Annotated in this window: 30 protein-coding genes; 10 read left to right on the top strand and 20 right to left on the bottom strand. The window is 35.6% G+C overall.

What is annotated here, in order from left to right; all coding sequences use genetic code 11:
- Positions 1-150: 150 nt before the first annotated feature.
- Positions 151-504 carry a hypothetical protein gene (locus Q3Y49_RS11005; protein WP_303268205.1) on the bottom strand — a complete coding sequence of 118 codons (354 nt, stop codon included), beginning with the start codon at positions 502-504 and terminating at the stop codon, positions 151-153.
- 46 nt (positions 505-550) lie between these two features.
- Positions 551-1,000 carry an META domain-containing protein gene (locus Q3Y49_RS11000; RefSeq protein ID WP_303268204.1) on the bottom strand — a complete coding sequence of 150 codons (450 nt, stop codon included), beginning with the start codon at positions 998-1,000 and terminating at the stop codon, positions 551-553.
- 263 nt (positions 1,001-1,263) lie between these two features.
- Here Q3Y49_RS11000 and Q3Y49_RS10995 point away from each other — a divergent pair, with 263 nt between their 5' ends.
- The 4 genes from Q3Y49_RS10995 (at position 1,264) to map (ending at position 3,137) form a co-directional block, all read left to right on the top strand.
- The gene (locus tag Q3Y49_RS10995) at positions 1,264-1,491 is read left to right on the top strand and encodes a hypothetical protein (protein ID WP_303268203.1); all 228 of its coding nucleotides are present in this window, start codon (positions 1,264-1,266) and stop codon (positions 1,489-1,491) included.
- A 150-nt stretch (positions 1,492-1,641) separates the two neighbouring features.
- The gene (locus tag Q3Y49_RS10990; protein WP_303268202.1) at positions 1,642-1,944 is read left to right on the top strand and encodes a hypothetical protein; all 303 of its coding nucleotides are present in this window, start codon (positions 1,642-1,644) and stop codon (positions 1,942-1,944) included.
- Positions 1,945-1,947: 3 nt separating this feature from the next.
- Positions 1,948-2,349, top strand: a complete 402-nt coding sequence (locus tag Q3Y49_RS10985) for a BT0820 family HAD-type phosphatase (protein ID WP_303268201.1) — start codon at positions 1,948-1,950, stop codon at positions 2,347-2,349.
- Positions 2,346-3,137 (top strand): type I methionyl aminopeptidase, encoded by a 792-nt coding sequence (map, locus tag Q3Y49_RS10980; protein ID WP_303268200.1) that lies wholly within the window; start codon positions 2,346-2,348, stop codon positions 3,135-3,137. Before Q3Y49_RS10985 ends, map begins: the two co-directional genes overlap by 4 nt.
- A 133-nt stretch (positions 3,138-3,270) precedes the next feature.
- Here map and Q3Y49_RS10975 read toward each other — a convergent pair whose 3' ends face one another.
- The 3 genes from Q3Y49_RS10975 to Q3Y49_RS10965 form a co-directional block, all read right to left on the bottom strand.
- Positions 3,271-3,666, bottom strand: coding sequence for a VOC family protein (locus tag Q3Y49_RS10975; protein WP_303268199.1), 396 nt, complete (start codon positions 3,664-3,666; stop codon positions 3,271-3,273).
- 179 nt (positions 3,667-3,845) lie between these two features.
- Positions 3,846-4,898 (bottom strand): lysylphosphatidylglycerol synthase transmembrane domain-containing protein, encoded by a 1,053-nt coding sequence (locus Q3Y49_RS10970; protein WP_303268198.1) that lies wholly within the window; start codon positions 4,896-4,898, stop codon positions 3,846-3,848.
- The gene (locus Q3Y49_RS10965) at positions 4,895-5,641 is read right to left on the bottom strand and encodes a segregation and condensation protein A (protein WP_303268197.1); all 747 of its coding nucleotides are present in this window, start codon (positions 5,639-5,641) and stop codon (positions 4,895-4,897) included. The genes Q3Y49_RS10970 and Q3Y49_RS10965 overlap by 4 nt, the downstream gene beginning before the upstream one ends.
- Positions 5,642-5,913: 272 nt before the next feature.
- Here Q3Y49_RS10965 and dxs point away from each other — a divergent pair, with 272 nt between their 5' ends.
- Positions 5,914-7,839 carry a 1-deoxy-D-xylulose-5-phosphate synthase gene (gene dxs, locus Q3Y49_RS10960; RefSeq protein WP_303268196.1) on the top strand — a complete coding sequence of 642 codons (1,926 nt, stop codon included), beginning with the start codon at positions 5,914-5,916 and terminating at the stop codon, positions 7,837-7,839.
- Positions 7,836-8,609 carry an alpha/beta fold hydrolase gene (locus Q3Y49_RS10955; protein WP_303268195.1) on the top strand — a complete coding sequence of 258 codons (774 nt, stop codon included), beginning with the start codon at positions 7,836-7,838 and terminating at the stop codon, positions 8,607-8,609. The genes dxs and Q3Y49_RS10955 overlap by 4 nt, the downstream gene beginning before the upstream one ends.
- Positions 8,610-8,687: 78 nt before the next feature.
- On the opposite strand, the gene galE is transcribed toward Q3Y49_RS10955, so the two are convergent.
- The 4 genes from galE to Q3Y49_RS10935 form a co-directional block, all read right to left on the bottom strand.
- The gene (gene galE / locus Q3Y49_RS10950) at positions 8,688-9,710 is read right to left on the bottom strand and encodes a UDP-glucose 4-epimerase GalE (RefSeq protein ID WP_303268194.1); all 1,023 of its coding nucleotides are present in this window, start codon (positions 9,708-9,710) and stop codon (positions 8,688-8,690) included.
- Positions 9,710-10,702, bottom strand: coding sequence for a UDP-glucuronic acid decarboxylase family protein (locus Q3Y49_RS10945; RefSeq protein WP_303268193.1), 993 nt, complete (start codon positions 10,700-10,702; stop codon positions 9,710-9,712). Before Q3Y49_RS10945 ends, galE begins: the two co-directional genes overlap by 1 nt.
- A gap of 9 nt (positions 10,703-10,711) precedes the next feature.
- Positions 10,712-12,010: a UDP-glucose dehydrogenase family protein gene (locus Q3Y49_RS10940; protein WP_303268192.1), complete on the bottom strand. Its 1,299-nt coding sequence runs from the start codon at positions 12,008-12,010 to the stop codon at positions 10,712-10,714.
- A 139-nt stretch (positions 12,011-12,149) separates the two neighbouring features.
- Positions 12,150-14,537 carry a TonB-dependent receptor gene (locus tag Q3Y49_RS10935; RefSeq protein WP_303268191.1) on the bottom strand — a complete coding sequence of 796 codons (2,388 nt, stop codon included), beginning with the start codon at positions 14,535-14,537 and terminating at the stop codon, positions 12,150-12,152.
- Between the two features lie 93 nt (positions 14,538-14,630).
- Here Q3Y49_RS10935 and Q3Y49_RS10930 point away from each other — a divergent pair, with 93 nt between their 5' ends.
- Positions 14,631-15,284: a MarR family winged helix-turn-helix transcriptional regulator gene (locus Q3Y49_RS10930; RefSeq protein ID WP_303268190.1), complete on the top strand. Its 654-nt coding sequence runs from the start codon at positions 14,631-14,633 to the stop codon at positions 15,282-15,284.
- Positions 15,285-15,659: 375 nt separating this feature from the next.
- Here the strand turns inward: Q3Y49_RS10930 and Q3Y49_RS10925 are convergent, their stop codons facing one another.
- The 6 genes from Q3Y49_RS10925 to Q3Y49_RS10900 form a co-directional block, all read right to left on the bottom strand.
- Positions 15,660-16,139 carry a sterol desaturase family protein gene (locus tag Q3Y49_RS10925; protein ID WP_303268189.1) on the bottom strand — a complete coding sequence of 160 codons (480 nt, stop codon included), beginning with the start codon at positions 16,137-16,139 and terminating at the stop codon, positions 15,660-15,662.
- A 23-nt stretch (positions 16,140-16,162) separates the two neighbouring features.
- Complete coding sequence (locus Q3Y49_RS10920; RefSeq protein ID WP_303268188.1) at positions 16,163-17,008, bottom strand: 4-hydroxy-3-methylbut-2-enyl diphosphate reductase; 846 nt, start codon at positions 17,006-17,008, stop codon at positions 16,163-16,165.
- A 10-nt stretch (positions 17,009-17,018) separates the two neighbouring features.
- Entirely contained in the window at positions 17,019-17,861 is an 843-nt protein-coding gene (locus tag Q3Y49_RS10915; protein WP_303268187.1) for a phytoene/squalene synthase family protein, read from the bottom strand.
- A gap of 4 nt (positions 17,862-17,865) precedes the next feature.
- The gene (gene crtID, locus Q3Y49_RS10910) at positions 17,866-19,347 is read right to left on the bottom strand and encodes a bifunctional phytoene desaturase/3,4-desaturase (RefSeq protein WP_303268186.1); all 1,482 of its coding nucleotides are present in this window, start codon (positions 19,345-19,347) and stop codon (positions 17,866-17,868) included.
- A 12-nt stretch (positions 19,348-19,359) separates the two neighbouring features.
- Positions 19,360-19,863 carry an RNA polymerase sigma factor gene (locus tag Q3Y49_RS10905; protein WP_303268185.1) on the bottom strand — a complete coding sequence of 168 codons (504 nt, stop codon included), beginning with the start codon at positions 19,861-19,863 and terminating at the stop codon, positions 19,360-19,362.
- 345 nt (positions 19,864-20,208) lie between these two features.
- Positions 20,209-21,144, bottom strand: a complete 936-nt coding sequence (locus tag Q3Y49_RS10900; protein WP_303268184.1) for a MerR family transcriptional regulator — start codon at positions 21,142-21,144, stop codon at positions 20,209-20,211.
- Between the two features lie 161 nt (positions 21,145-21,305).
- On the opposite strand from Q3Y49_RS10900, the gene Q3Y49_RS10895 reads away from it, so the two are divergent.
- Positions 21,306-21,608 (top strand): DUF4286 family protein, encoded by a 303-nt coding sequence (locus Q3Y49_RS10895; RefSeq protein WP_303268183.1) that lies wholly within the window; start codon positions 21,306-21,308, stop codon positions 21,606-21,608.
- 113 nt (positions 21,609-21,721) lie between these two features.
- Here Q3Y49_RS10895 and Q3Y49_RS10890 read toward each other — a convergent pair whose 3' ends face one another.
- From Q3Y49_RS10890 to Q3Y49_RS10875, 4 genes are read right to left on the bottom strand one after another with little or no spacing between them, the layout of a single operon-like run.
- Positions 21,722-21,952, bottom strand: coding sequence for a hypothetical protein (locus Q3Y49_RS10890; RefSeq protein WP_303268182.1), 231 nt, complete (start codon positions 21,950-21,952; stop codon positions 21,722-21,724).
- Complete coding sequence (trxA, locus tag Q3Y49_RS10885) at positions 21,942-22,253, bottom strand: thioredoxin (protein WP_303272103.1); 312 nt, start codon at positions 22,251-22,253, stop codon at positions 21,942-21,944. The genes Q3Y49_RS10890 and trxA overlap by 11 nt, the downstream gene beginning before the upstream one ends.
- A 1-nt stretch (position 22,254) precedes the next feature.
- A complete protein-coding gene (locus Q3Y49_RS10880; RefSeq protein ID WP_303268181.1) occupies positions 22,255-22,455 on the bottom strand; it encodes a heavy-metal-associated domain-containing protein in 201 nt (66 codons plus the stop codon).
- A gap of 6 nt (positions 22,456-22,461) precedes the next feature.
- Entirely contained in the window at positions 22,462-22,770 is a 309-nt protein-coding gene (locus Q3Y49_RS10875; RefSeq protein ID WP_303268180.1) for a rhodanese-like domain-containing protein, read from the bottom strand.
- Positions 22,771-22,965: 195 nt separating this feature from the next.
- Here Q3Y49_RS10875 and Q3Y49_RS10870 point away from each other — a divergent pair, with 195 nt between their 5' ends.
- Together Q3Y49_RS10870 and Q3Y49_RS10865 are read left to right on the top strand one after the other, a co-directional pair.
- Positions 22,966-23,247 (top strand): hypothetical protein, encoded by a 282-nt coding sequence (locus Q3Y49_RS10870; protein ID WP_303268179.1) that lies wholly within the window; start codon positions 22,966-22,968, stop codon positions 23,245-23,247.
- Positions 23,248-23,266: 19 nt separating this feature from the next.
- A complete protein-coding gene (locus tag Q3Y49_RS10865) occupies positions 23,267-23,623 on the top strand; it encodes a hypothetical protein (RefSeq protein WP_303268178.1) in 357 nt (118 codons plus the stop codon).
- A gap of 37 nt (positions 23,624-23,660) precedes the next feature.
- Here Q3Y49_RS10865 and Q3Y49_RS10860 read toward each other — a convergent pair whose 3' ends face one another.
- Positions 23,661-25,145, bottom strand: coding sequence for a M28 family peptidase (locus tag Q3Y49_RS10860; protein ID WP_303268177.1), 1,485 nt, complete (start codon positions 25,143-25,145; stop codon positions 23,661-23,663).
- Positions 25,146-25,160 lie beyond the last annotated feature (15 nt).

The following is a 25,160-nucleotide window of genomic DNA, read 5'->3' as shown; positions in this document are numbered from 1 at the left end:
GAAGTAAAATGAAATATTATTAAATACAAATGATTTTAGTTGAACTCTTTAATTATACTATTTAAGATTGAGATGTCCATTTTCTTACATAAAATTAAAATCTTTCGCATCATCCAAAATTTAGGCTTACTACAAGGCTCCCATATCACACTATTGCTTTTTAATTTCTAATATTTCAATTTCCTTATAACCAGGATCTCTCCAGCCACAAAGCCGATTTGATTCCAAAAAATTATAGCTCAATACAACTTCAAGGCTTTCTATCATAAAAGCAGAATCTAAGTTGACAGGCGCTTGAAATTCTTGATCGATTTGAATTAACCATCCACAGCCATCAACTGCAGGACTCCCATCAAAAACAATCAGAGCTGACACATCTTCGTGATCGGGTGGACCCTCATCAACGGGAGACTGATTATCGCAACTCATTACAAATAGTGCAAATAAGAAAAATACTAAAATGCGCAAATAGGCGACAGGAATAGCAGACTTTAATTTCTTCATATGACTGTCAATTTGTAATTGCTTTTATATAAATTTAGAAATGAATTCACTCTTTTGGCAAAAAATGCATGGTATCATTATCTACATAATTTAAAATCAACTCATTATCTTCAATCGTGTATGGTATAGCAAGGGCTTCACCATTCCAACTATGTCTTAGTGCATCATTAAAGCGCTCTCCCCATTCTGTGGTTGTAATCTCTGTCACAGCAGCATCCATTAAAATTAATTGATCACCTTCGACTTCGAATTTACCAAGCTCAATGAAATTATTGCCAGCCATGCCTTCAAATGTACGATCTGCTTTAAATGTCAAATAAACAGGCTTGCCGTCATCAGGATCATTAATCCGACCATTGTCCTCAGTCAGGTAATACGCTAACTGCCAAGAACCAATAAGGTCATCAAAATTTCGCACTGATTCCTCCTCTTCACACCCGGCCCCTAGAATAAGCACTAGACAAATCATTGAAATAGATTTCATTAGATTTATCATCGTTTAATGTTTAAATTAAAATTATCCTAAAGGTGCAAAATAAAGACAGTACATACAAATGTTTATAATGACTAATTAAAGATTCAAATACTCCTAAAAGTTAGATCATACAGATACTAGGTTTGGGTATATTTCTTCAGTAACATCATTCAATAATTCCATGATCATTTCACTAGTTAAAAAACTTCATAAAAGATTAACAAACACTTAATAATAAGTCGTTTATAAATTCCTACATTTGTAAAAATTGAAAATATCTACTAATGCTAAAAGCAACACCAAATTTCCACCAAGGCATCAATTTCATACAAATTTCCAGCTTGCCTTACGAGCAACAAGAACTTTTCTCCAGCTGGGTTCCAAAAGCGGCCATGATAAAAATGGAAATTAACAATATCAGTCTACCTGACTGCGTGGAGTATCAAGATTATGCTTATTGGTTTGATTTTCAATATCAGAATCATAATTCATTTTTGGAATCCAGTCTTTAAATATAATCATGTAATTTTAGAAATTCACTAACTCTAGAACTAGATCACGGACAATTATCTTCTCCCAAAAAAAGAAAAATTCCGAGATGACTTTCTAAGCATATTTTACAATTGAATCCAGTTTTATAGCTTTGTGGTAAATTCCAATCAATGGATTATCAAAAAGAACTCATTACCGTTTCCCAGAAATTAATCCCTGATTTTGAAATCAGCCAGGAAGAATCTTTGCACAAACAAAGCTTTATTGAAAAGCTTAGCCCCTATATTTCCCAATTATTAGATACTGACTTTCAAAAACTGGTGCAGATAATGTACCGTATTGATGTGTCAGAAAAAGAATTTGCCTTAACTTTGCAACCTGGAAATGCAGAAATCCCGGAAAAGCTGGCGGAAATGATTTATGAACGCCTTTGTTTGAAAGCAAAAATAAGAGCAGAATACAAAGCAAAATAGATAATGTTGAAAATTGCAGTTGATTTTGATGGCACTATAGTAGAAGATCGTTATCCAGCTATTGGGAAGCCTCAGCTATTCGCGATTGAAACTATGAAGGCCTTGCATCAACAACAGCATCAATTGATATTATGGACTGTAAGAGAAGGTAAATCCTTACAAGAAGCTGTGGAATTTTGCAGAAAGCATGGAATAGAGTTTTATGCCGTAAATAAAAATTATCCTGAAGAGGAATTGGAGCCCGGACAAAGTCGAAAGCTCAATGTTGATTTTTTTATTGACGACCGAAATATAGGCGGATTTCTGGGCTGGAGTAAAGTTTGGGAACTATTAGGTAATAATCCAGTTGAATACACAATTCCTAAAAAAAGCTTTTGGGAAAAACTTAAAGATTTATTCAGATGATTCATTTGAAAACAAAAGAAGAGATTGAATTAATGCGTAAAAGCGCATTATTGGTATCCAAAACCTTAGGACTAATGGCTGAATTATTAGAGCCAGGAGTTACCACTTTGGAATTGGATAAGAAAGCAGAGGAATATATTAGAGATAATGGTGGTGTACCGGGCTTCTTAGGTCTATACGACTTTCCGAATACACTGTGTATGAGTCCGAATGAGCAAGTTGTACATGGCTTTCCTAATAAAGACCCTTTAAAGGAAGGTGATATTATATCGATTGATTGCGGTGTGGTCATGAATGGTTTTTATGGAGATCATGCCTACACCTTTGCTGTGGGAGAAGTGAAACCTGAGATAGAGAAATTATTAAAAGTCACGAAAGAGTCATTGTATTTAGGCATAGAAGAATGTAAAGCTGGAAATAGAATCGGTGATATCGGATTTGCTATTCAGAATCATGCGGAAACGCACGGATATGGAGTGGTAAGAGAATTGGTAGGCCATGGCTTAGGCAGAAAAATGCATGAATCACCAGAAGTACCTAATTACGGCAAAAGAGGCAGAGGAGCTAAATTGAAAGAAGGGATGGTATTGGCTATTGAGCCCATGATTAATTTAGGCGGAAGAAGCATCAAGCAATTGGCTGATGGCTGGTCGATAGTCACTGCTGACAACAGATACTCTGCCCATTTCGAACATGATGTAGCCATAGTAGACGGTAAACCTGATATCCTTTCTACTTTTGATTATGTTGAGGAAGCATTGAATAAAAAAGGTGCGCTTGTAATATAATTAAGAATTGGGAATTGAATAATTACGAATTCAGAGAGTACCAGCATTTTCAATGTAAGATACTCTGAACCAACGGAAACAACTAGCTTACGACAGGAATGGCAAGCAAAAGAAAAATATTTTCAAGGATTATTCATGCCTTATCCCACAAACCGCTTGGCACTATCTCCAAAACATTTCCTTCCGGATCTTCAAAATAGGCTGAAAGTTTCCCGTTTGGCCATTCGTGCTCGTAAGTTATAGCGATCCCTTTCTCTTCTAATTCCATTTTGGCTGAGTCATAATCATTGGCGGGAACCTCAAAAGCAATATGTTGCTTGCCACTCGCAAAATGAGGCGGGGGAACATCCTGATTCTCACTATACTCCGGATTAAAACAAAGTAGAACAGAACTACCCGAACGAAAGAATATCAATTTCTCGGGTGCATGCGTTATAATAGGTAAGCCTAATTTACCATGATAAAAATCTTTAGCTTTTTTCAAGTCTTTAATATACAGACAAGTCTCTTTGATTTGATTGATATGCATAGACTCAATGTATGGAAAATTAGTAAAAATTACGAACGAGATCATTACAATTTAAGAGAAAGTACTTTACAAACTGAAGCCCAAAACCTGTCAGGTTTCTCAATTTGAAAATATCAGGCAATTCATAATATATTCATTTATTATAGCCAAAACCTGACAGGTTTTATCACGGTTTTCTGTTATTTCTTTTTCTTCTTAAAAACCCTAGCGATCCATCTCGGCAGTACAATCGCACCTAGAAATAAATACGGGTAGTAGGTCATTAATCGCCAGAAAATATTAGTAATAAAAGTAACAGAGCCTAAATCTTCTTTGAAAAATTGAGTGAAGATAAATTCGGCAGTACCGCTACTACCAGGAGTTGGGGAAACCAACATAGTTATCCAAATCACCACGTGACGGGCAAAAATCACGATATGCTCAAAAAAGCTTTGATTGGAGAATGCTTCAATCACACAATTCAGCATCGCATAACGTGCAGTCCATATGAAAATTGTAGATAGTGAAATCTTTAACCAATAAGTAAAATTTCTGCCTCTTAATTCTTTCGAAGCCATCATGATTTCGGAGCCCTGATCATAGGCTCCCTGTCTCCATCTTCTCAAGAACTTTATAGAAGTTATTTTTAATAATATCCATCTGAACCATCTTGGATTGACCAAAACAGCAAAAGCCATGACAAAGGTATAAACTGCAATGAGCGTATAGCTGATAATAAAAAGTGCCGGTAAACTTCTCCCCAATTGAGTTTCTATCATTGAATTCTGAGGAAAAATATGCCCTGAGGCAATAAGATAGACAATAGGCGCCATTACTACAAAGTAGAGATTATCGAAAATGGCGGTAATCATAGTATAGGCTAGGGCTTTACCCAATTTCAAACCCTCTTTCATAAGGATAAATACTGCTACTGCAGTTCCTCCTACTACAGAAGGAGTCACCGCTGAAGCAAATTCCCAAAGAATAATCACATAAATACTGCTTTTCCAATTCAGCCTTTTTCCTGTAATCATTCTTATTCTATAGACATATCCCACATCTCTTGCGAAAAGCACAAAAAACGCAAGTGCCACAGGAAGAATTTCGGCTTGAAAAATTAGAGATAGATTCTCTACTGTAACAGAATCGTCTTGATAAAATAGAAAAGCAACTATACCTACTCCTAGTAAAACAGGTATCCATACTTTGTTCGGATTAAGAGTTTTGAAAATTTTCTCTTTCTCTAACTTCATTCAGCAACAGTTTCAATTTTTTCCAACCAAAAATTATTAAAGCCCTCTCCCACCGTGATGGTAATCAACGCACTTTGCAAAAGCTCTAATATGGCTAGAAAATTAAAGATCACAGCTATTTTTTCAGGTTTCTCTTCTATGAAAGTGGTAAAAGCCATTCTACCATCTCGATCCAATTTTCCAATTATATGTTCTTTTTGCCCTTCGATGGTATAAGGATATTGAACCACCTTATGCGAGGGTTTGTTTTTTTCGAGTTCGTAGCGTGCCATCACATCCCTAAACACTCTTAATAGCTTATATAAATCTACGTTTTGAAGTTCGGCTTCCACATTGATGATTTCAGAAAGTGACCGGACTTCTTTTTTTACATTCCCCCTCTTCTCTTTCTCCTGCATTTGTCTTTCCATCTCTGAAAGCTCTTGCAAAACTGATTTATACTTTTTGTATTCCAGTAAGTGCCGTACCAATTCCTCTCTCGGATCAATTTCATTTCCCTCCTCATCAATTTGAGGGCGTGGTAATAACATTTTGGCTTTAATTCGCATTAAAGTTGAGGCAACTAAAATGAATTCACTAGCCACTTCAATATTCATCTGCTCCAAATGCTTAAGGTAATCCAAGAAATCATTGGTGATTTTGGAAATAGGAATATCGTAAATATCCAACTCATCCCTTTCAATAAAGAAAAGCAGTAAATCAAAAGGACCCTCAAAAAGCGGAAGTTTTATTTCAAAACTCAATTCAGATGATTATTTAAGTGATCAAAGATTTCAAAGATAATTGAATTTGAAAAGATTGCAGGTGAATAGCAGGATTTTATTGTAATTTTGCCTTTTATAAAACAAATTTTTCGGTAATTTGTGGATTGTTACGTTTAGTGTCTAACTTCTTAATTGAAAACACTTAACGTCAAGATTGAATTTTCTTTAATAAATAATATTTAATGAAAATTTAATTGGATGAAACATTTACATACTGTATTTGTTTTCAGCATTAAACATTTTAAGATACTATGCTTATTCAACCCGGAGAACTTTTATCCAAGATTGACAGCCCTGCTGATCTCAGGAAACTCAATCAATCTCAATTAGTACAGTTAAGTCAAGAATTAAGACAATTTATCATTGACAACGTCTCCATTTATGGAGGGCATTTTGGTGCTAGTTTAGGTGTTGTGGAATTAACCACTGCCTTGCACTACGTTTTTAATACTCCTGAAGACCAAGTAATCTGGGACGTTGGTCATCAAGCATATGGCCACAAAATTTTAACGGGTAGAAAAGAAAGATTTCATACTAACCGAGTGTATAAAGGAATGTCCGGTTTCCCGAAAAGAAAGGAAAGCGAGTACGATGCATTCGGTGTAGGTCACTCCTCCACATCTATTTCTGCTGCTTTAGGAATGGCTCTAGCTTCTAATCTTAAGGGTGAATTCGATAAACAACATATTGCAGTTATAGGCGATGGAGCAATGACAGGTGGAATGGCTTTTGAAGGCATGAACCATGCAGGGGCTTCTGATGCCAATATGATTATTATTTTGAATGATAATTGTATGTCTATTGATCCTAATGTAGGTGCATTAAAAGAATATTTAACGGACATCACTACTTCACATACTTACAATAGAATGCGGGATGATGTTTGGAAGTTGTTAGGGAAAGTAAGTGGATTTGGTAAAAGTGCACAAGAAGTCGTAGGTAAATTAGAAAATAGCATAAAGTCATTTTTACTAAAACAAAGCAACTTATTTGAATCTCTTAATTTAAGATACTTTGGCCCTGTTGATGGCCACGATGTGAATCATTTAGTACATGTATTGAGAGACCTAAAAGATATCCCAGGCCCAAAAGTTCTGCATTGTGTCACCACTAAGGGAAAAGGATTTGGACCTGCAGAAAAAGATCAGACCAAATGGCATGCTCCTGGAAAATTTGATAAAATCACTGGTGAAATTCAAAAGAAGCCAGTTGAAAAGCCATCTGCACCAAAATACCAGGAGGTTTTCGGTCACACTATTGTGGAACTCGCTGAGCAAAATGATAAAATTGTCGGGGTTACTCCTGCCATGCCATCCGGCTCTTCATTAAATATAATGATGAAAGCTATGCCGGACAGAGCCTTTGATGTAGGAATAGCTGAACAACATGCTGTTACATTTTCTGCAGGATTAGCTACTCAAGGCTTAATTCCTTTCTGTAACATCTACAGTACATTTATGCAAAGAGGTTATGATCAGGTAATTCATGATGTTTGTATTCAAGATTTAACTGTTAATTTCTTTTTAGACAGAGCCGGATTTGCAGGAGCTGATGGCCCAACACACCATGGAAATTATGACATTGCCTACATGCGATGCATTCCGAATATGATAATTGCCTCCCCAATGAATGAGGCAGAATTAAGAAATATGATGTTTACCTCTCAGTTACCAAGAGAAGGTAAAGCTTTTACAATTCGCTATCCAAGAGGAAAGGGAGTAATGCCAGAATGGAAGACCTCAATGGAAGCAATGGAAATTGGAACTGGTCGACAAGTGAAAGAAGGTAAAGATATTGCAATTTTAAGCATCGGTCACATAGGCAACTATGCGGTAGAGGCAGCCGAAAAATTAGAAAAAGAAGGGGTAGATGCTGCAGTTTTTGATATGCGATTCGTTAAACCATTAGATGAAAAAATGCTGCATCAGGTATTTTCCCAATATAAAAAGGTAATAACCATAGAAGATGGCTGCCTAATGGGAGGATTTGGTAGTGCAATACTTGAATTTATGGCGGAAAATGATTATTCTTCACAAGTGAAACGCTTAGGCATTCCGGATAGGATTATTGAGCACGGTGAGCAACATGAGTTGCACGCTGAGTGCAATTTCGATCCAGAAGGCATTTTTACCACAGCGCTTCAAATGGTTGAACATTCATTACATGCTAAACTATGACCATTCATTATGAAGTATCCGGAAAAGGTTATCCGGTAGTTTTTTTGCACGGTTATGGGGAAACCCATAATATTTGGAACCATTACAGGGAAAGATTATCTAAAAAATACAAAGTAATCACACCTGACTTACCTGGTTTCGGGCAAAGCGATAGCTTACCATATGAGCACAGTCTTGATATGGTGGCAAATTCCATCTATGATTGCTTAAAAAAGTTAAATGTACATGAATGTATCATTATGGGGCATTCCTTAGGAGGGTATGTTACTTTAGAAATCGCAAAAAGATTCCCCAATATTGTTTCCCATATCGGTCTAATTCACTCGACAGCACTTGCTGATACAGATGAAAAAAAGGAAGGTAGAGAAAAATCCATTGAATTTATTCAAAGGCATGGAGTAGAGAAATTCATAGAAAGTTTCGTCCCCATGTTAGTCCATGAAAATAATCGTGAGAAATTACAGGATACTATTCAATCAATAGTTAAGGAAGGAAGTAAAATTCCCGAAAAAACGCTTACTGACTATATGTTGGCAATGCGCGACCGAAGTGATAGTCTTGAATTTATAAAAGAATTCGAAGGCTCGATCTTATTTGTTTATGGTGAAGAAGATCCTAGTATTCCCGTTGCTTTAAGTAAATCTCAAATAAAATTTATGAAGCACCCCTATTTGAAAAATCTTCCTAAAACCGGTCATATGGGAATGTTCGAAGAGGAAGAAGAAGTCTATCAGGCTATTTCAAAATTTATTGAGGTTACACATAAATAAGGTATATTCTAAAAACAGCATAAAACGAATTATACATATTTATCATTCACACATCAACTGCAAACTCTAATCCGAGATTTATTCTTTGGCCAAAGCTTGTTCCCAATCCCAGGCAGATTTCAACATCTCATCAAGTCCCCTTTTGGTTTTAAAGCCTAGTTCTTTTGAGGCTTTAGACGTATCCGCATAAACAGCTTCTACATCACCAGGTCTTCTATCTACAATTTCATAGGGGACTTTCAATCCTGTGGTTTTCTCAAAACTGGTAACCATCTCCAATACGGAATACCCATTTCCAGAACCAATATTGAAAACATTAAAAGAATGGTCAAATTGCCTAATTGCAAAATCTAAAGCATTAATGTGAGCTTCCGCCACGTCCGAAACATGAATATAGTCGCGAACGCAGGTACCATCCGCAGTATTCCAGTCCCCTCCAAAAATATTGAGTTTCTCCCTTTTCCCAGTAGCAGTCTCTGTAATAAAAGGTACTAGATGATGTGGGGGGCCCGATTGAAATTCTCCAATCAAGGAAGACTTATGCGCCCCGATGGGGTTGAAATACCTTAATGAAACAACCTTAGTAGGGTGCGCAATGCTGGCATCCTTCAAAATATCCTCACAAACCTTTTTTGTATTCCCATAAGGTGAAATAGCAGGTTTAATTGGAGCATTTTCATTTACTGGCAATTGATCCGGATTACCATAGACGGTGCATGACGATGAGAATACTATGGGCTTCACATCAAATTCATTCATGCACTCCAACAAATTGATTGTAGAAGTAAGATTATTGTAGTAGTAGTGTAATGGTCTTTCTACAGATTCGCCTACCAAAAGAACGGCTGCAAAATGAATCACACCAATAATATGATTATTATTACTCCAAAATACTTCCTGCAACTGTTCTTTGTCTCGCATTTCTACTTGCTGGAATTCTGGACGCTTACCACAAATTTTCTCTATTCTATCTAAAACGGAAATATCGCTATTGGAAAGATTATCAATAATCAAGGGTTCATATCCTTGATTCATTAATTCTATAACAGTATGAGAACCAATGTAGCCTAACCCGCCTGTAACTAGTACTTTTTTCGACATCACTTCACAATATATTTTTCAAAATCTTTATGTTCCTTTTGAAACAATTTCTCTTTATCAAGAGATTTAAAATAGTCATAAGTGATTTTCAAACCAGCTTGTCTACTAACTTTTGGTTCCCAACCTAATAAGGCCTTAGCCTTGGTGATATCAGGTTGCCTCTTTTTAGGATCATCTTTTGGCAAATCCTTATAAATTACTTTTTGCTTGGTCCCTGTCAATTTAATGATTTCTTCAGCAAACTCAGAAATAGTAATTTCATCAGGATTACCGACATTCACTGGTTCAGCATGATCACTTAGCAATAATCTATAGATACCCTCGACCAAATCATCTACATAACAAAATGAACGGGTTTGGGAACCGTCACCGAAAATTGTTAAATCTTCCCCCCTCAATGCTTGGCCTATAAAGGCAGGTAGTACTCTACCGTCATTAAGTCTCATTCTTGGACCATAAGTATTGAAAATCCTGACAATACGTGTCTCCAATTTGTGATATGTATGGTAAGCCATGGTAATAGATTCCATAAACCTCTTAGCCTCATCATAAACTCCGCGAGGTCCAATTGGATTTACATTACCATAATAATCTTCAGTTTGTGGGTGTACCAAAGGATCACCGTAAACTTCAGAAGTGGAGGCAACCAATATTCTAGCATTTTTTTCCTTAGCGAGACCCAGCAAATTGTGAGTACCATGTGCCCCTACCTTTAAAGTTTGAATGGGTATTTTCAAATAATCAATTGGGCTTGCAGGTGAAGCAAAATGAAGAATATACTTCAAATCACCAGGTACATGAACATATTTACTAACATCGTGATGATAAAATTCAAAATTCTCATTCCCCATTAAATGAGCGATATTATCCATAGAGCCAGTGATAAGGTTATCCATGCCGACAACATCATATCCTTCTTTAATGAATCTATCGCACAGATGTGACCCTAAAAAACCTGCCGCCCCGGTAATTAAAACCCTTTCTTTAGCCATAATCATTATTTATCTTCCTATGCTGAAATATGTGAACTGTAATTCTTTCATTTGCTCAACATCATATAAATTCCTTCCGTCCAAGATCAACGGCTCTTTCAGTTCCTTTTTTATTATATCAAAATCTGGAGTCCTGAATACTGGCCATTCAGTCATAATCATTAAAGCATCTGCTCCTTTTAAGGCATCGTAAGGGTTATCTGCATAAGTGATCTTATCACCAATTTGCCCTTTTACGTTTTCCATGGCCTCCGGATCATAAGCTTGAACTTTAGCACCTGATTCCACTAGAGCTTCTATGTTATACAAGGCAGGAGCTTCTCTGATGTCATCAGTATTAGGTTTAAAGGCCAACCCCCACATAGCTATGGTTTTTCCTTTTAGGTCATTTTTAAAATAACCCTTCAAATTTTCCATTAAACGTGTTTTTTGTGTTGTATTCACGTCCATCACCGCATTCAAAATCTTGAAGTCATAATTGGCATCTTTAGCTGATTTTGCCAAAGCCTGAACATCCTTAGGAAAACAACTTCCACCATATCCTATCCCTGCAAAAAGGAATCTTTTACCAATTCTGGTATCAGTTCCAATTCCCTTACGAACCATATCCACATTGGCACCCAATCTTTCACAGAGATTGGCAATTTCGTTCATAAATGTGATTTTGGTAGCTAAAAATGAATTGGCTGCATATTTGGTAAGCTCTGCAGATTTCTCATCCATGAAAATGATAGGATTTCCTTGACGGACCAAAGGCTCATACAACCTCTGCATTATCTTTGTAGCTCTTTCGGATTGCGTTCCAATCACTACACGATCAGGCTTCATAAAATCATCTACTGCTACTCCCTCTCGTAAGAACTCGGGATTCGATACCACATCAAAATCAACTTTGGCATTTTCAGCGATTGCAGCATGAACTTTATCTGCCGTGCCCACAGGTACAGTGCTTTTATCCACTATCACGGCATATTTTTGTAGAATATGCCCTAAGTCATCGGCTACTTTTAAAACAAAACGCAAATCTGCAGCACCATCACCACCTGGAGGAGTTGGTAATGCCAGGAATATAACCTCAGCGTCTTTGATACCTTCAGCTAAGTTAGTCGTAAAATCAAGTCGTTTCTGCTTAACGTTTCGCTCAAAGATTACTTCCAGACCTGGTTCATAAATTGTGACTTTACCGGATTGTAATTTATTTACCTTTGCTTCATCTATATCAACACAAGTTACATGATTGCCCGTCTCCGCGAAACAGGTGCCTGTTACCAAACCAACATAACCTGTACCTACTACTGCTATTTTCATTTAATGATAGTTTAATTTAAGATTGTAAAGATCAGAATGAACTGTTTTACTGAGCTCATCGACTATAAATTTAGAACCCCAAAATTAAACTATTATTTGAAAGAATTTAAAATAAGAAAGATTTAATTCATAAAAGCTTTTAAAAATCTATAACAATCCCCAAATTAGGTAACAAGGAACTGTTGCTTACATCTGCAATTCTTACCAATTCCCTAGGTTGTTGAATCTCTCCAGCATCATTTCTTCGTAGACCAAAGCTCGGTTCGGAGGGTAAATCCTGAACAAATGCATTTTGCAATTCCAAGAAAACATTAAAGGTCCAATTGTCAAAATTCCATTTCTTATCGATTCTAATATCAGTTTGATTGAAAGGATCTAATAATAAATCGCCTTGTCGAGAATAGTCCCTAATGATATTTGGATAAGAATTTAAAGTAGCTGCCTGGTCTACTGGAGCAACAGGTGTTCTACCTAAGTACCGTACCCTTGCACTAAGTTCCCAGTTATTTCCAAATTTATAACCTCCTGTGAAAGTCAATAAATTTCGATTATCCCAAGTAGAACGCAAATATTCATCTTCATTAAAACCTGTAAATTCACTTCTGTACAGCGTATAAGCTAAAATAGCATAAAAGTCTTTTGTTAACTTTCTTTGATATAAAAATTCCATCCCATAGGTTCTTCCTAGGCCAACGCTTTCAATATTTTCATTCCCTAAAACCGAGAAGCCACCTCCTAAATTTGCCAAGGATACGCTATCCACCACTGATACAGGATAGTTATCATATTTTTTGTAAAAGCCTTCGATACTAAAGCGAGAAGATGGTGTAACTAAATACTCAATTCCAGCTACTAAGTGATCGCTTTGAATGTATTCTGCATCTTGATTTGCATAGCTATCATTTTGATCAGTAAAACCTAAAATTGTGTATGGCGGTATCTTGAAATATCTTCCGACTGATGCATTTAATGTCCACTTTCTTTTTTCATCAAATGTATAAGATGCGGAAAACCTTGGGCTAAATGTCCTGTAAATCTCATTTCCTGTTTCTGTAAATGTATTGCCATCCACTCTAAAACCAGCAGATAAGCCAAGCCTATCGCTTACAAAATTTCTGGACGCTTGCGCATTCAATCCATAGCGAGTGAAATTTAAGCTGTTCTCATAACTAAACCCTCGATTTTCATCTACCAATTCTGAATTATTGGAATAAATAGCCTCTTGCACTATAAATCCACTGCTGAAAGTCCAATCCTCAACAAATTTAGTCAGGTTATAACGGAGCTTCACTTCTTGTTCCTGGGATTTATTACTAAACACCAAGCCTTCTTGATTTACATTATCTTCATATTGATCAAATTGATTATTGAGAATATTGGTACTCAGCGCAGTTGTCATAAAACCAGAATTATCTTTAAACCTTCGTTTCCAACTTAAGCCCGAAGTTGTACTCCACTGCTGAATAACCGGGATTTGATCAAGAACCGCTTGTTGTTCAGCATCAAAATCGTCTGGAGCATTAATAGTTAAATCATCAAGAGAACCCACCCCTGTAAAAATCAATTCATTATAATCATCAAATTTATGGGTAACTTTATATTGATAATCCCAATAATCTGGTAAAAATGGTAAATCAATGGCCTGAAATAATAATTGTAGATAAGATCTTCTGACAGAGGCAATAAAAGAGGTATTGCTAGACTCCTCATCTTTCTTCTTGAATAATGGACCTTCAGTGGTTACTGCAGCTTCACTACTACTCAATCTGAAGTTATTTCTAAACTCTCTCCTATTTCCATCTCTTTGATCAAACTGTAAAACCCCTGAAAGCACATTATCATACTGACTTGCAAAGGCACTGGACGATAAGGTAACGCCCTCAAAAAATGATACGTTTAATAATCCAACAGGCCCACCTGCACTTCCTTGCGTACTGAAGTGATTGATATTAGGAATTTCAATTCCATCTAAATAATATACATTTTCATTTGGTGCACCACCTCGGATTATGATATCATTTCGAAATCCACCAACAGAACCACTAACACCAGGCAAGGATTGTGCTACTTTGGCAATATCATTATTTCCTCCTGGATAGGTAGCTATTTCCTCTGGGGATAATTTCTGTATAGAGAGAGGCGTTTCCTCATTCTTCTTAAATGGATTAGCACGAACCGTAACGCCTTCTAATTGTTCTACATCTTCGGATAACTCAAAATTGACATTGGGAATACCACCTGACCTCACTGTTACATTGAATTTAGAGCCTTTTTCGTATCCGACATAAGAAGCAGTAACTGTATAAGATTGTGGCTCAATATTTTTGATTTCATAATAGCCTTCTAAATTGGTCACTGCACCTAATTCGGTTCCTTCTATTATCACAGTCGCTCCAATTAGTGGCTCTTCGGTTTTAGCATCTCGAACATAACCGCCAAAACTTGCTGTTCCTTGTGCCAAAATTTGCTGATTACCAATTAAAAAAAATATAGCAGTACCTATTAACCCAAAAATGTAACGTTTCATTTTGTATATCCAGTTTACGATTTAATATTATTACAAATCCATAACAATTATGCTACAAAGTTGTTTTAATATTAATACAAAATTTTTCGGAAAATGTTAGAGAATGGAATTAAACTGTTGGAAATGTATACGGAATTCCTCAAAAAGAATCCGAATGGTGATTTCAGTGAGTTCGGAAAAACCCTATCAAGTAATGTAAATAGGGACAATAACAAAGACGAATTAACTCAAATGAGAGATAAAATGCCATTTCCATTTCCGGCAAAGTCTCCAGATGAATACATCGGGTGGGTTTGGGGTAGAATGATGAGTTTTACACAAATTTGGGAGAAGAAGGCATTTGCAAATCAACCTATACACAATTTAACTGAATTTGGAATTGCATTATATGTGATGAGCCACGAAGGCTGCAGTAAATCTGAAGTGGCTAATCATTCACTACAAGAAAAAACTACAATTTTTGAAAATATAAAACGACTAGTGAGCAATGGAATTTTAGAGGAGAGGCCCAACGAAAAAGACAAAAGAAGTAAAGATTTGAAACTTACTGAGACTGGGAAAACTGCTAGTTTCATTGTAATGACTAGAGCCAACGAAGTCAGTCAGCATTTAGTCGGTAATTTAAATAAGACAGAAAAAGTGAAATTATTTGATTCATTAATAAAACTAGATGGCTATCACCAGCACTGCTATAAAAAATATAAAAATGATGATTGGGAGAAGTTGAAGGAGGAGATGTTGGATTAGGGATTCTTTATTGATCTAAGATATTATTTATAGTTGTTTAGGACTTTAATTTATTGATGTACAGATTGATTTCTAACTTTCTATTTGCTTAATCAAAAAGAAACAAAAAATCAAGAAAGTTTAATGCTTCACTCCACAATCCCAACACTGGCTCTCTAAACTTTCCTCCCTCCCGCTCTTCCGACTTCCTCGGAAGTGGTCGTCCTAGTTCCTTGCCAACGATAAATGAACTTCATAAAGTTCACCACAGTAATAAAGTTTATAAACTTCATAATTCCTAATATAAAACCAATATTACGTTCAGCAATATTTTCAATATTTCCTAACTAGCACTCATATGTAACCAGAACGATCAGAGCAAAATTCTAGATCAGATCAAGCCTTACTTTTCTGTTCTTTAGGCTCATATTTTTTAGGGGCGTAGAGAAAGCCAAAAGCTTCGGCTCCTTCCTTCGTGTGCACTTCATGATGGATGTAATGGGCTCGCATCATTCTTTTAAGATATGAATTTTCAGCTTTAAATTTTAGTTTAACTCTTCTGTGGACCAAAATATCATGAAATAAGACATAAAAAACACCATAACAAGCTACTCCAATTCCTACAAATAAGAGCCATCTTAGCTGTGGAAATTCAATTCCTGCCATAATGAGCCCTGCTGAAGGGACGCTAAAAACGACCGCAAACAAATCGTTTCTTTCCAATTTATGATTATGAACTTTATGGTGAGACTTATGCCACGTCCACAAAAATCCGTGCATGATATATTTATGAGTAAACCAAGCTACTGCTTCCATAAAGAAGAAAGTTCCTACTACCAAGAAGGCATAAAATAAAATAGTTAATACTTCTAACATGAATGCAAATTAAATAATTTGGATTATAATTTTGATAATTCATCTCGAACTTGTTCCATTAACCACATAGGAGTGGAAGTAGCTCCGCAAATACCAACTGAATCATTCTCTGAAAACCAGTCCTTATCTAATTCAGTAATATTGGAGATGAAATAAGTGTTAGGATTTTTGTCCTTACACACATTATACAAAACCTTTCCGTTGGATGATTTGGTTCCCGAAACAAAGACAACTTTATCAAATTCTCCAGCAAAAGATCTTAATTCTTTATCTCTATTAGAAACCTGACGGCAAATCGTATCATTAGCATTTACACTGATACCCGCTTCGGTTAAAGTTTCTTTAATTTTGTAAAAATTGTCTGTGCTTTTAGTGGTTTGACTGTATAAAGTCATTTCCCTTGGCAGGCTGTCAATATCTAATTCATTTATATCTTGAAAAACAACAGCCTCTTGGTTTGTTTGACCCAAAAGACCTTCTACCTCCGCATGGCCATGCTTTCCGTAAATATAAATTTGCTCCTTTTTATCAAATGAGTTTTTTATCCTATTTTGCAATTTCAAAACAACCGGACATGAAGCATCCACCAAAGTCAGGTTATTTTCAATAGCTAATTTATAAGTCGATGGAGGTTCACCATGAGCTCTAATCAACACCTTTTCACCGTGTAAATCTTTTAAAGCTTCACGATCTATAATTTTAAGACCCTTAGCTTCCAGTCTTTTTACTTCTTCATCATTATGCACGATATCGCCCAAGCAATATAGGTAACCCTGCTCATCGAGCATATCTTCAGCCATTTCGATGGCATAAACTACACCAAAACAGAATCCTGAGCTATTATCGATTTTAACGTTTAGGTTCATCATGAGCTATTGTTTAAAGCGTATTGAACTGATGTTTAAGATAACTACCTAACAACAGAAATAGTTTTTTGGAATCAGGAACTCTAACTCTTTCTTCCAATATTTTGTTAGGTGGAAAACGCTTAATTTTATCAAATAACTTCAAATAATAAGTATACGCTAAATACACGCCCCATCTTGCGCCTCTAGGAAGTTTTACGATACCCTCATAAGCGTGGTCGAAATCTTTTTGAATATCATCTTCAATTTTTTCCTTATGGGAAACCGAAAAGTCGTTGAAATCTACTCCAGGAAAGTACACCCTCCCTCTTTCATAATAATCAGACTTAATATCTCTCAAGAAATTTACCTTTTGGAAAGCAGACCCTAAACTTTTGGCCGGTGGTAATAACTGTTGATATTCCTCTTCATTTCCATCGCAGAAGATTTTTAAACACATCAAACCGACCACTTCAGCAGAGCCGTAAATATATTCCTCATATGAAGATTGCTGATAATCAATATCTTGCAAATCCATCTCCATGCTATGCAAAAAAGCCTCAATAAGTAAATGGTCAATTTGATACTCATTCACTACCATTTGAAAGCAATGTAAAACAGGGTTTAAGCTGATTTGCTGCTCAATCGCTTCATAAGTTTGCTTCTTAAAATCTTGTAATAGAGCAGCTTTGTCTTTTTCATGGAATGTATCTACAATTTCATCTGCATATCTCACAAAACCATAGATAGCATAAATGGGATAATGAAATTTTTTATCAAGGCTTTTAATACCTAAACTAAAGGATGTGCTGTAACGGTTAGTAATCAGCTTACTACATTCAAAAGTAGTTTGATTAAATAGTTCTTTAGCATTCATGCCTTTACATCTTATTTAAATCTTTCATCACCTCTTTTCCTACAACTTGACCAGAAATCAAAGACGGTGGAACTCCTGGACCAGGCACAGTTAACTGACCTGCATAATAAAAGTTTTTCAGCTTTTTATTTTTTAAAGCAGGCTTCAAGATTGCCGTTTGCTTTAAAGTATTCGCTAAGCCATATGCATTCCCTTTAAATGAATGATAATCATCGATAAAATCATTATGAGCATAACTACGCTTATAAGTTACATATTTCTTAATGTCTTCTCCTAATATTTTCTCCATTCTATCCATAATAAGCTCATAATACTTGTCTCTAATTTCCTCATTATCTTCAAGACCGGGAGCCACAGGCATTAAAATAAATAAATTTTCCTTGCCTTCAGGTGCAACGGTATGGTCCGTTTTGGAAGGTGCACTAACATAAAATAATGGAGCTTCAGGCCACCCTGGTGTTTCATAAATTTCCTTTGCGTGAGGACCAAAATCATGATCGAAGAATAAATTATGATGGACTAATCCTGCAACTTTCTTATCAACTCCCAAATAGAATATCAAAGACGAAGGAGCCATGGTTCTATTTTCCCAATACTTAGTATCGTAATTCCTGAAATTCTCTGGAAGTATGGATTGATCAGTATGTTCATAGTCAGCAGAAGAAACGACAACATCTGCCTCATAAGTGGCATTTTTGGTTACAACTCTTTTGGCCAACTTTCCTTCACAATCTACAGATATAACCTCTTGATCAGTAATGAAAGTAACTCCCTTTTCTTCAGCCAACTTCACCATTCCTTCCACAATCTTATGCATTCCGCCCTTTGGATACCAAGTTCCAAGACTGATGTCAGCATAATTCATTAAACTGTATAATGCTGGGGTATTTTCAGGAAGAGCACCCAAAAACAAAATTGGGAATTCCATTAAACGGATAATCCTATCGTTTTTGAAGAATTTTCTCACATGGCTATATATGGAAGAAAAAATATCCATTCTCAGCATATCAAGAAGTAACTTCAGACTCATAAATTCGGTCAAGGAGCGTCCCGGTTTATAGACCAAGTCATTTATTCCTTTTTCATACTTATAGGCAGCTTGTTTCAGGAATCTATCGAGTTGTGCACCACTTCCCTCCTCGAGTGTTTCCAGCATATTTTTGAATTCCTGCATATTGGCAGGCACTTTTAAAATATCATCTTTTCCGAAAACTACATGATAAGATGGGTCTAGTCTTTGGAGATCGTAATAATCTGATACTTTCTTTCCAAAAGTCTCAAAATATTTTTCAAATACATCGGGCATCCAATACCAGCTTGGACCCATATCAAAAGTAAAGCCCTCAGCTTTGAACTGACGGGCTCTCCCTCCTAAATCCTTATTTTTTTCTAAGACTGTTACATCACAGCCCTCATTGGCAAGGTAAGTTGCAGTAGATAAACCTGCAAAACCAGAACCAATTACTACTATCTTTTTATTTGCCATTAACTTTTCAAATTATGCATAAATCTTTAATGCATCTTTTAACTCTTTTCTGGCAATATGGATTCTATTTTTCACAGTTCCTATCGGAATTTCTAATTTCTCTGCTATTTCATGATATTTAAAACCTCTAAAATGCATCATGAATGGATCTTTATAAACATCATCTAATTTTGAAATTTGGCTTACGATGTCTGCCATGGCAAATGAGCCATAGGCCGAATTTTGAGCAATATTTTCAGTGGAATTAATGAAGTGCAAATTTTCGGTAGTATCAATGAAAGTCTTTCTTCTCACCATTCTCTGGTAATTAGTAATGAATGTATTTTTCATTATAGTAAACAACCATGCTTTCAAGTTAGTCCCTTCAGAAAACTTTTCTCTGTTTGAAAATGCTTTTAATACAGTTTCCTGAATTAAATCATTTGCCTGCTCCATGTCTTTCGTCAACCTTAAAGCGAACGGTTTCATGGATTTTGTCATGTTGTTAATCGCGTAACCAAATTCTAATGCTGTCATGATTGTCAGTGTTTAATGTTGTTTAACAAATCTATACTTTAATTAAACAATAACCAAATCTTTTGTTTAATTTTTTTTCTTCTACATTAAACATTTTGATACCGGTTATATCAAAAATAGATTCAAATACGCTCCAAATACCCTTAAAGGCATATTTTAAATGTATCGACATAAATTATAAAAGTTTAACTTATGTTGAACAAATATCTAAAATAAATCAATAATAAATAAAACAGTGATTCAAATGAGTGTTTAAGAAAATAATATCACGCACAGGTATTAAATATTGAGCATAAAAAAAGCCACCCCATAGGGTAGCTTGTAAATGATAAGTCAATAAGAATTTTATTCGTACCTCATATTCTTCTGTCCTTCAGGTCTTTTCGGACTAAGCTCGATATCTTTCTCGTTGATAAAATCAATTAGATCCTCCATTTTCATAATAAACTCAACATTCTTCTTTCTCTTAATATCTTGTCCTATTACTTGAAATCCCCCTACAAACATGGTGGCACTACTAAACAAATCTGCAACTTCATCTATATATTCCTGCACTTCCGATTTTTTCGGTGCTGCCGTACAAATTGTCAGAACATAATCTGGTTCGTGTATTTCCTTAACAGAGTATAAATCTGCTTTAGGTAAATTCTGCCCTAAATAGATCACTTTAAACTTTCTAGCTCTTAATAAGAAAGCGGCAAACATTAACGAAAGTTCATGTAATTCACCCTCAGGCAAATATAATAACCATTTCCCTTTTGACTCTCGTTCTGTAACATATTGTCCATCAATAGCCACTGTCATTTTTTGACGAATTAGGTTAGAAATGAAATGCTCCTGGGCTGGTAGAATACTACCCGTTTGCCAAAGCATTCCTATTTTAGCCAAAAAAGGATAGATGATATTCAGCATAGTCCTTTCGAAACCATACTTCAAAATATTATTGTTTAAGATACTTTCAAACCTATCTTCATCCATATCAATCATACTCAGAGTAAGTGAGTTAATTTGATCTGGAAATCTCAGATTGGTTTCTGCAATCTTGAGGACCTCCTGACTGAGCTCCTCTTCATTCATTTTAGCAATTTTGGATATTTTGTACCCGTTCTCTTTGAGTGTGCTAATGTTTAGAACCAATTTTAAATCATCATCACTGTAGTAACGAATGTTGGTATCGGTTCTTTTCGGCTCTATGAAATTATAGCGCTGCTCCCATATTCTTAGCGTATGGGCTTTAATGCCTGATAAGTGTTCTAAATCTTTAATTGAATAACTGCTCACGTTGCTTCTCTCCTTTCTACTTACCTGTTTAAATTAAAGTATATTTGTATTTTTATTAATATTGCGGATTGATAAGTAAAAAAAATAACCACATGTCATTGAAAATGTTTTAAGATTCAATAACAATGTGTCAAATTTGTAAAAAAAATCTGACAAACGCCATGATTATTTATAATGTTACAATAAATGTAGAGAAAGAGGTAGAATCAAGCTGGCTTTCATGGATGAAAGAAGTCCATATTCCAGACATTTTAGCTACTGGATTTTTTCACGAACATAAAATACTTCGCTTATTAAACGAAACCGAGAATGAGGGTGAAACTTATGCCGTGCAGTATTTCACTGATGAACTTGAAAAGCTTGAGAAATATATGACAGAAGATGCTCCAAGATTGAGAGATGAGCATTACAAAAAATTTCAAAACAAGTGTGTTTCCTTTAGGACTTTCTTGGAAACTGTTTAGTACAATTTTCAATATATCGAAATCTAATAAAACCTGTCAGGTTTTCGATTGTCCAAATTATGAAACTATGGAGAATGTCACATTCTAAGATATTTAAACCTGACAGGTTTGTACTATGAATTTTGTTTGTTTATAGACTTTATAAACATTTCTACCAAACGATATACTAAAAACAGCCACGGAGCCCCATGCATTAGCAAATCGAAATAATCGCCCGCTTGCATGCCTTCTCCTCCACCTAAAATCCAGCGAAGTTTACCAAAGAAATGAGGTTCTGGGAAATATGGAGCTAATCCTAAAGTCAAAACTGCCAAAATAGGCAATACTAATTTATTATTTTTCATTTCGATTACTTAATTGATCAATTTGTGATATGATTGTATTAGGATCAACGACTCCCGCCTGTCTCCACTTGATTTGACCATTTTGAAACAAAATCAAAGTGGGAATACTTTGAACTTTATACTTTTGAGAAGCCTGTTGATTTTTATCCACGTCCACTTTGATCACTTTGACTTTTCCCTTCATTTTCTGAGCCACCTCTTTTAAATAAGGAGCCATCATTTTACATGGACCACACCAGTCGGCATAAAAATCGACCAAGACAGGTGTTTCACTCTTAATTAAATCTCCAAAACTTCCCATGTTATTCATTTACTGGATATCCTAAAATATCCAATTTTTCTTTGACCGTAGATATTGGAGTGTTACCATTGCTACTATACTCGAGCTTACCTGTTGAAATATCTATACTTTTTACTTCAACTCCTTCTAATTCGCCTAAGCCATTTTTGATAGCATCTGCACACCCTCCACATTTTACGTTTTTAACTAATAATGATTCCATCTCACTTCACTTTTTATACTGGTTCCAAGCCTGGATTCCGCCATCCAAATTGAATAATTTATCGAAGCCATTACTAGCCATAAAACCACAAGCAGTACTGCTTCTGTTTCCACTTCTGCAATACACTAAATACGTTTTATCTCTATCCAATGCCTTGATGTCCTCTGCAAATGACGGGCCCATGATATTAATCACCTTAGCACCTTCTATAAATCCTTCCGCTTCTTCTTCTGGAGAACGAACATCAATTATTTCCGTGTTTGTCTCTTTTGAAAGCTTATCAAATTCTTCTGCACTAATATTTTTGTGGTTCATAATTATTATTTAAAAAATTGAACATTATTTGTACAAAGATACGGTTTTTGGTTAGGCTTTGTTTGTAACGGTAGTTACAATTATTGTCATAAGGGTAGTAAGCAACCTTTTGATGCGGAAATGTGTCCTATTTATATGAAAAACTGCATAATATTTTCGATGATTTTGTTATCTTTCCTTAGTTGTAAAGAAGAAATGAAAAGCGATTTAGATACTGACGTTATCAAAGTAACATTAGATGGAACAGAATTATATGAGTATAAATTTGGCGATACTCGACCGGTTGAAGGTGGTTATGACATACGGAAACAAGCACAAAATTTTCAGAAAAGTGAAATCAATTGGGCAACATACCACTATCAAGCTAAAGAAGGATTTAAAGGAACTGAAACAGTAGAAATTGTATTGTTTGGTAGTCCTGGAGACGGAAATTTCACGGATTACCAAAAATGGGTATTTGAAATCAGAGTGAAATAGATTATTTAAAAATAATAAGATGAAACTTAAATTATTGATTGTCTCCCTTTCCTTATTTTTTATTAGTTGTAAAGAAGAAAGTATAGACAGCGATATTGAAACTGAAGTTATTAAAGTCACACTTGAGGGAACTGAATTATATGAATATAGCTTTGGTAGTACTTTTCCTGCAGAAGGTGGGCGTAGTATTAGAAAACAAGCTAAAAAATATCAAATCAGTGAGATAAAATTAATAGAAAAAGAATTGCTATTTAGATTCAGGGCTAAAGAAGGTTTCAAGGGGTCTCAAACTGTGGAGATTATAGAAAGAGGCAGTATTGGGGACAACAATTTGAAAGATTATTATAGATGGGTATTTGAATTTGAAATAGAATAACTTCCTGAAATTTTCATTCAGGAAGTTATTGCATTTATTATTTACCATAAAGCGACTTACCTGCTTCATAATATTTATCGCCCTCAGTCCAGAAAGGAGTTTCCTCATCATTTGCAATCAGTCGAGCCGATAGAACAAAAGCTCTGAAAAACTGCTCCATATAATCATAGTCTATGCTTTCAGGATTGTCAGATTGCTGATGGTAATATTTACCGATTTCTGCATCAAAAGCAGTAAAACCCAAACTAAAGGTTGGGGCAGGAATACCTTTTCTGGCAAAATTAACATTGTCACTTCTGTCAAACAGCCCTTGCTCTCCAGCAGGATCATCAATAGCTTTCAAACCAAAGGCCTCTGAAGCCTTTTTAATATGTTTTCCAGCTGTAGTTCTTCCCAATCCAATTATCGTGGTTAAACTGGTATCATTATAGCCTCCATTATCACTATTGAAGCAATAAACCATTTGATCTAATGGAATTAAAGGATTTTCCACATAGTATCTGCTACCCAACAAGCCCTTTTCCTCTGCAGTAAATAAAATAAACAAAGCAGAACGCTTAGTCGGATTCTTGGCAATGCTTTCAGCAGCACTCATCACAGTAACGACTCCTACAGCATTATCGCGGGCACCATTGTAAATAGAATCTCCTTCAGCATTAGATTTCCCAATACCCAAGTGATCATAATGAGCTGAGTAAATTATGAATTCATCTTTAAGCTCAGGATCAGTTCCTTCAACCATCCCTACCACGTTTTTAGAAGGAACTGGCAATTGCATTGATTTCCCAATGGTAATGCTCAATTCCGGCTTTTTTCTTTTATCAAGCTTTTCTAACCATTTTTTATTGGTATCATTTACCCACAGCTTAAAAAAACTTTCTTCTGTTTCTTGAGATGCAAACCCGAGCGATGATCCTCTACCCATGAAACTTTGAAAAGTCTTCCAGTTATCTGGGTTTTCAGTATGTAATTCCACTATTCCGATTGCTCCTGCTTCCTTGGCCAATCCTGATTTTTTGCCACTGGCCTGGTAGACAAATCTATAATGTTGATTATCCTCTTGGCCAGCCAAAACTACTGCAATTTTCCCTTCAAGATTATCCTTTTCAAAGTCTTCTTCTGTTCCGTAATTCAAAAAAACATAATCAGAATTTATATTTACATCTGAACCTTCTACCCTTATTAAATCTTCTTCTAAAACTGACTCACTTCCGATTTGAAGTGCGTAAGCATCTGGAGCAATTTTTTGCACCAAAGGCACTTCCTGAAAATAGCCTTCTGTTGCTCCTTTAACCGGTGAGACCCCGTATCTTTGAAAAGTAGTAGAAATATAGCGTGCTGCAACATCTATTCCGGGAGTTCCTGTTTCTCTTCCTGCTAATTCATCTGAAGCCAGAAAATATATATGTCCTTTAATAGTACTTTTTTTAATAGTATTTTTCACTAAATCAGCCTCTTCTTGGGCAAGCACATAAAAAGAGCTTACCAATAAAGCTCCAATAATCCAGATTTTTTTAGTCATGTTTGATAAGTTTAT

It is taken from the genome of Marivirga harenae, from assembly GCF_030534335.1.
GTDB lineage: Bacteria > Bacteroidota > Bacteroidia > Cytophagales > Cyclobacteriaceae > Marivirga > Marivirga harenae.
This window is presented reverse-complemented; position numbering and strand designations above follow the sequence as displayed.

Bases quoted from the DNA above. Each gene is read 5' to 3' on its own strand.
- Q3Y49_RS11005 (WP_303268205.1), bottom strand. From the start codon at position 504: ATGAAGAAATTAAAGTCTGCTATTCCTGTCGCCTATTTGCGCATTTTA.
- Q3Y49_RS11000 (WP_303268204.1), bottom strand. From the start codon at position 1,000: ATGATAAATCTAATGAAATCTATTTCAATGATTTGTCTAGTGCTTATT.
- Q3Y49_RS10995 (WP_303268203.1), top strand. From the start codon at position 1,264: ATGCTAAAAGCAACACCAAATTTCCACCAAGGCATCAATTTCATACAA.
- Q3Y49_RS10990 (WP_303268202.1), top strand. From the start codon at position 1,642: ATGGATTATCAAAAAGAACTCATTACCGTTTCCCAGAAATTAATCCCT.
- Q3Y49_RS10985 (WP_303268201.1), top strand. From the start codon at position 1,948: ATGTTGAAAATTGCAGTTGATTTTGATGGCACTATAGTAGAAGATCGT.
- map (WP_303268200.1), top strand. From the start codon at position 2,346: ATGATTCATTTGAAAACAAAAGAAGAGATTGAATTAATGCGTAAAAGC.
- Q3Y49_RS10975 (WP_303268199.1), bottom strand. From the start codon at position 3,666: ATGCATATCAATCAAATCAAAGAGACTTGTCTGTATATTAAAGACTTG.
- Q3Y49_RS10970 (WP_303268198.1), bottom strand. From the start codon at position 4,898: ATGAAGTTAGAGAAAGAGAAAATTTTCAAAACTCTTAATCCGAACAAA.
- dxs (WP_303268196.1), top strand. From the start codon at position 5,914: ATGCTTATTCAACCCGGAGAACTTTTATCCAAGATTGACAGCCCTGCT.
- Q3Y49_RS10955 (WP_303268195.1), top strand. From the start codon at position 7,836: ATGACCATTCATTATGAAGTATCCGGAAAAGGTTATCCGGTAGTTTTT.
- galE (WP_303268194.1), bottom strand. From the start codon at position 9,710: ATGTCGAAAAAAGTACTAGTTACAGGCGGGTTAGGCTACATTGGTTCT.
- Q3Y49_RS10945 (WP_303268193.1), bottom strand. From the start codon at position 10,702: ATGGCTAAAGAAAGGGTTTTAATTACCGGGGCGGCAGGTTTTTTAGGG.
- Q3Y49_RS10940 (WP_303268192.1), bottom strand. From the start codon at position 12,010: ATGAAAATAGCAGTAGTAGGTACAGGTTATGTTGGTTTGGTAACAGGC.
- Q3Y49_RS10935 (WP_303268191.1), bottom strand. From the start codon at position 14,537: ATGAAACGTTACATTTTTGGGTTAATAGGTACTGCTATATTTTTTTTA.
- Q3Y49_RS10930 (WP_303268190.1), top strand. From the start codon at position 14,631: ATGTTAGAGAATGGAATTAAACTGTTGGAAATGTATACGGAATTCCTC.
- Q3Y49_RS10925 (WP_303268189.1), bottom strand. From the start codon at position 16,139: ATGTTAGAAGTATTAACTATTTTATTTTATGCCTTCTTGGTAGTAGGA.
- Q3Y49_RS10920 (WP_303268188.1), bottom strand. From the start codon at position 17,008: ATGATGAACCTAAACGTTAAAATCGATAATAGCTCAGGATTCTGTTTT.
- Q3Y49_RS10915 (WP_303268187.1), bottom strand. From the start codon at position 17,861: ATGAATGCTAAAGAACTATTTAATCAAACTACTTTTGAATGTAGTAAG.
- crtID (WP_303268186.1), bottom strand. From the start codon at position 19,347: ATGGCAAATAAAAAGATAGTAGTAATTGGTTCTGGTTTTGCAGGTTTA.
- Q3Y49_RS10905 (WP_303268185.1), bottom strand. From the start codon at position 19,863: ATGACAGCATTAGAATTTGGTTACGCGATTAACAACATGACAAAATCC.
- Q3Y49_RS10895 (WP_303268183.1), top strand. From the start codon at position 21,306: ATGATTATTTATAATGTTACAATAAATGTAGAGAAAGAGGTAGAATCA.
- Q3Y49_RS10890 (WP_303268182.1), bottom strand. From the start codon at position 21,952: ATGAAAAATAATAAATTAGTATTGCCTATTTTGGCAGTTTTGACTTTA.
- trxA (WP_303272103.1), bottom strand. From the start codon at position 22,253: ATGGGAAGTTTTGGAGATTTAATTAAGAGTGAAACACCTGTCTTGGTC.
- Q3Y49_RS10880 (WP_303268181.1), bottom strand. From the start codon at position 22,455: ATGGAATCATTATTAGTTAAAAACGTAAAATGTGGAGGGTGTGCAGAT.
- Q3Y49_RS10875 (WP_303268180.1), bottom strand. From the start codon at position 22,770: ATGAACCACAAAAATATTAGTGCAGAAGAATTTGATAAGCTTTCAAAA.
- Q3Y49_RS10870 (WP_303268179.1), top strand. From the start codon at position 22,966: ATGAAAAGCGATTTAGATACTGACGTTATCAAAGTAACATTAGATGGA.
- Q3Y49_RS10865 (WP_303268178.1), top strand. From the start codon at position 23,267: ATGAAACTTAAATTATTGATTGTCTCCCTTTCCTTATTTTTTATTAGT.
- Q3Y49_RS10860 (WP_303268177.1), bottom strand. From the start codon at position 25,145: ATGACTAAAAAAATCTGGATTATTGGAGCTTTATTGGTAAGCTCTTTT.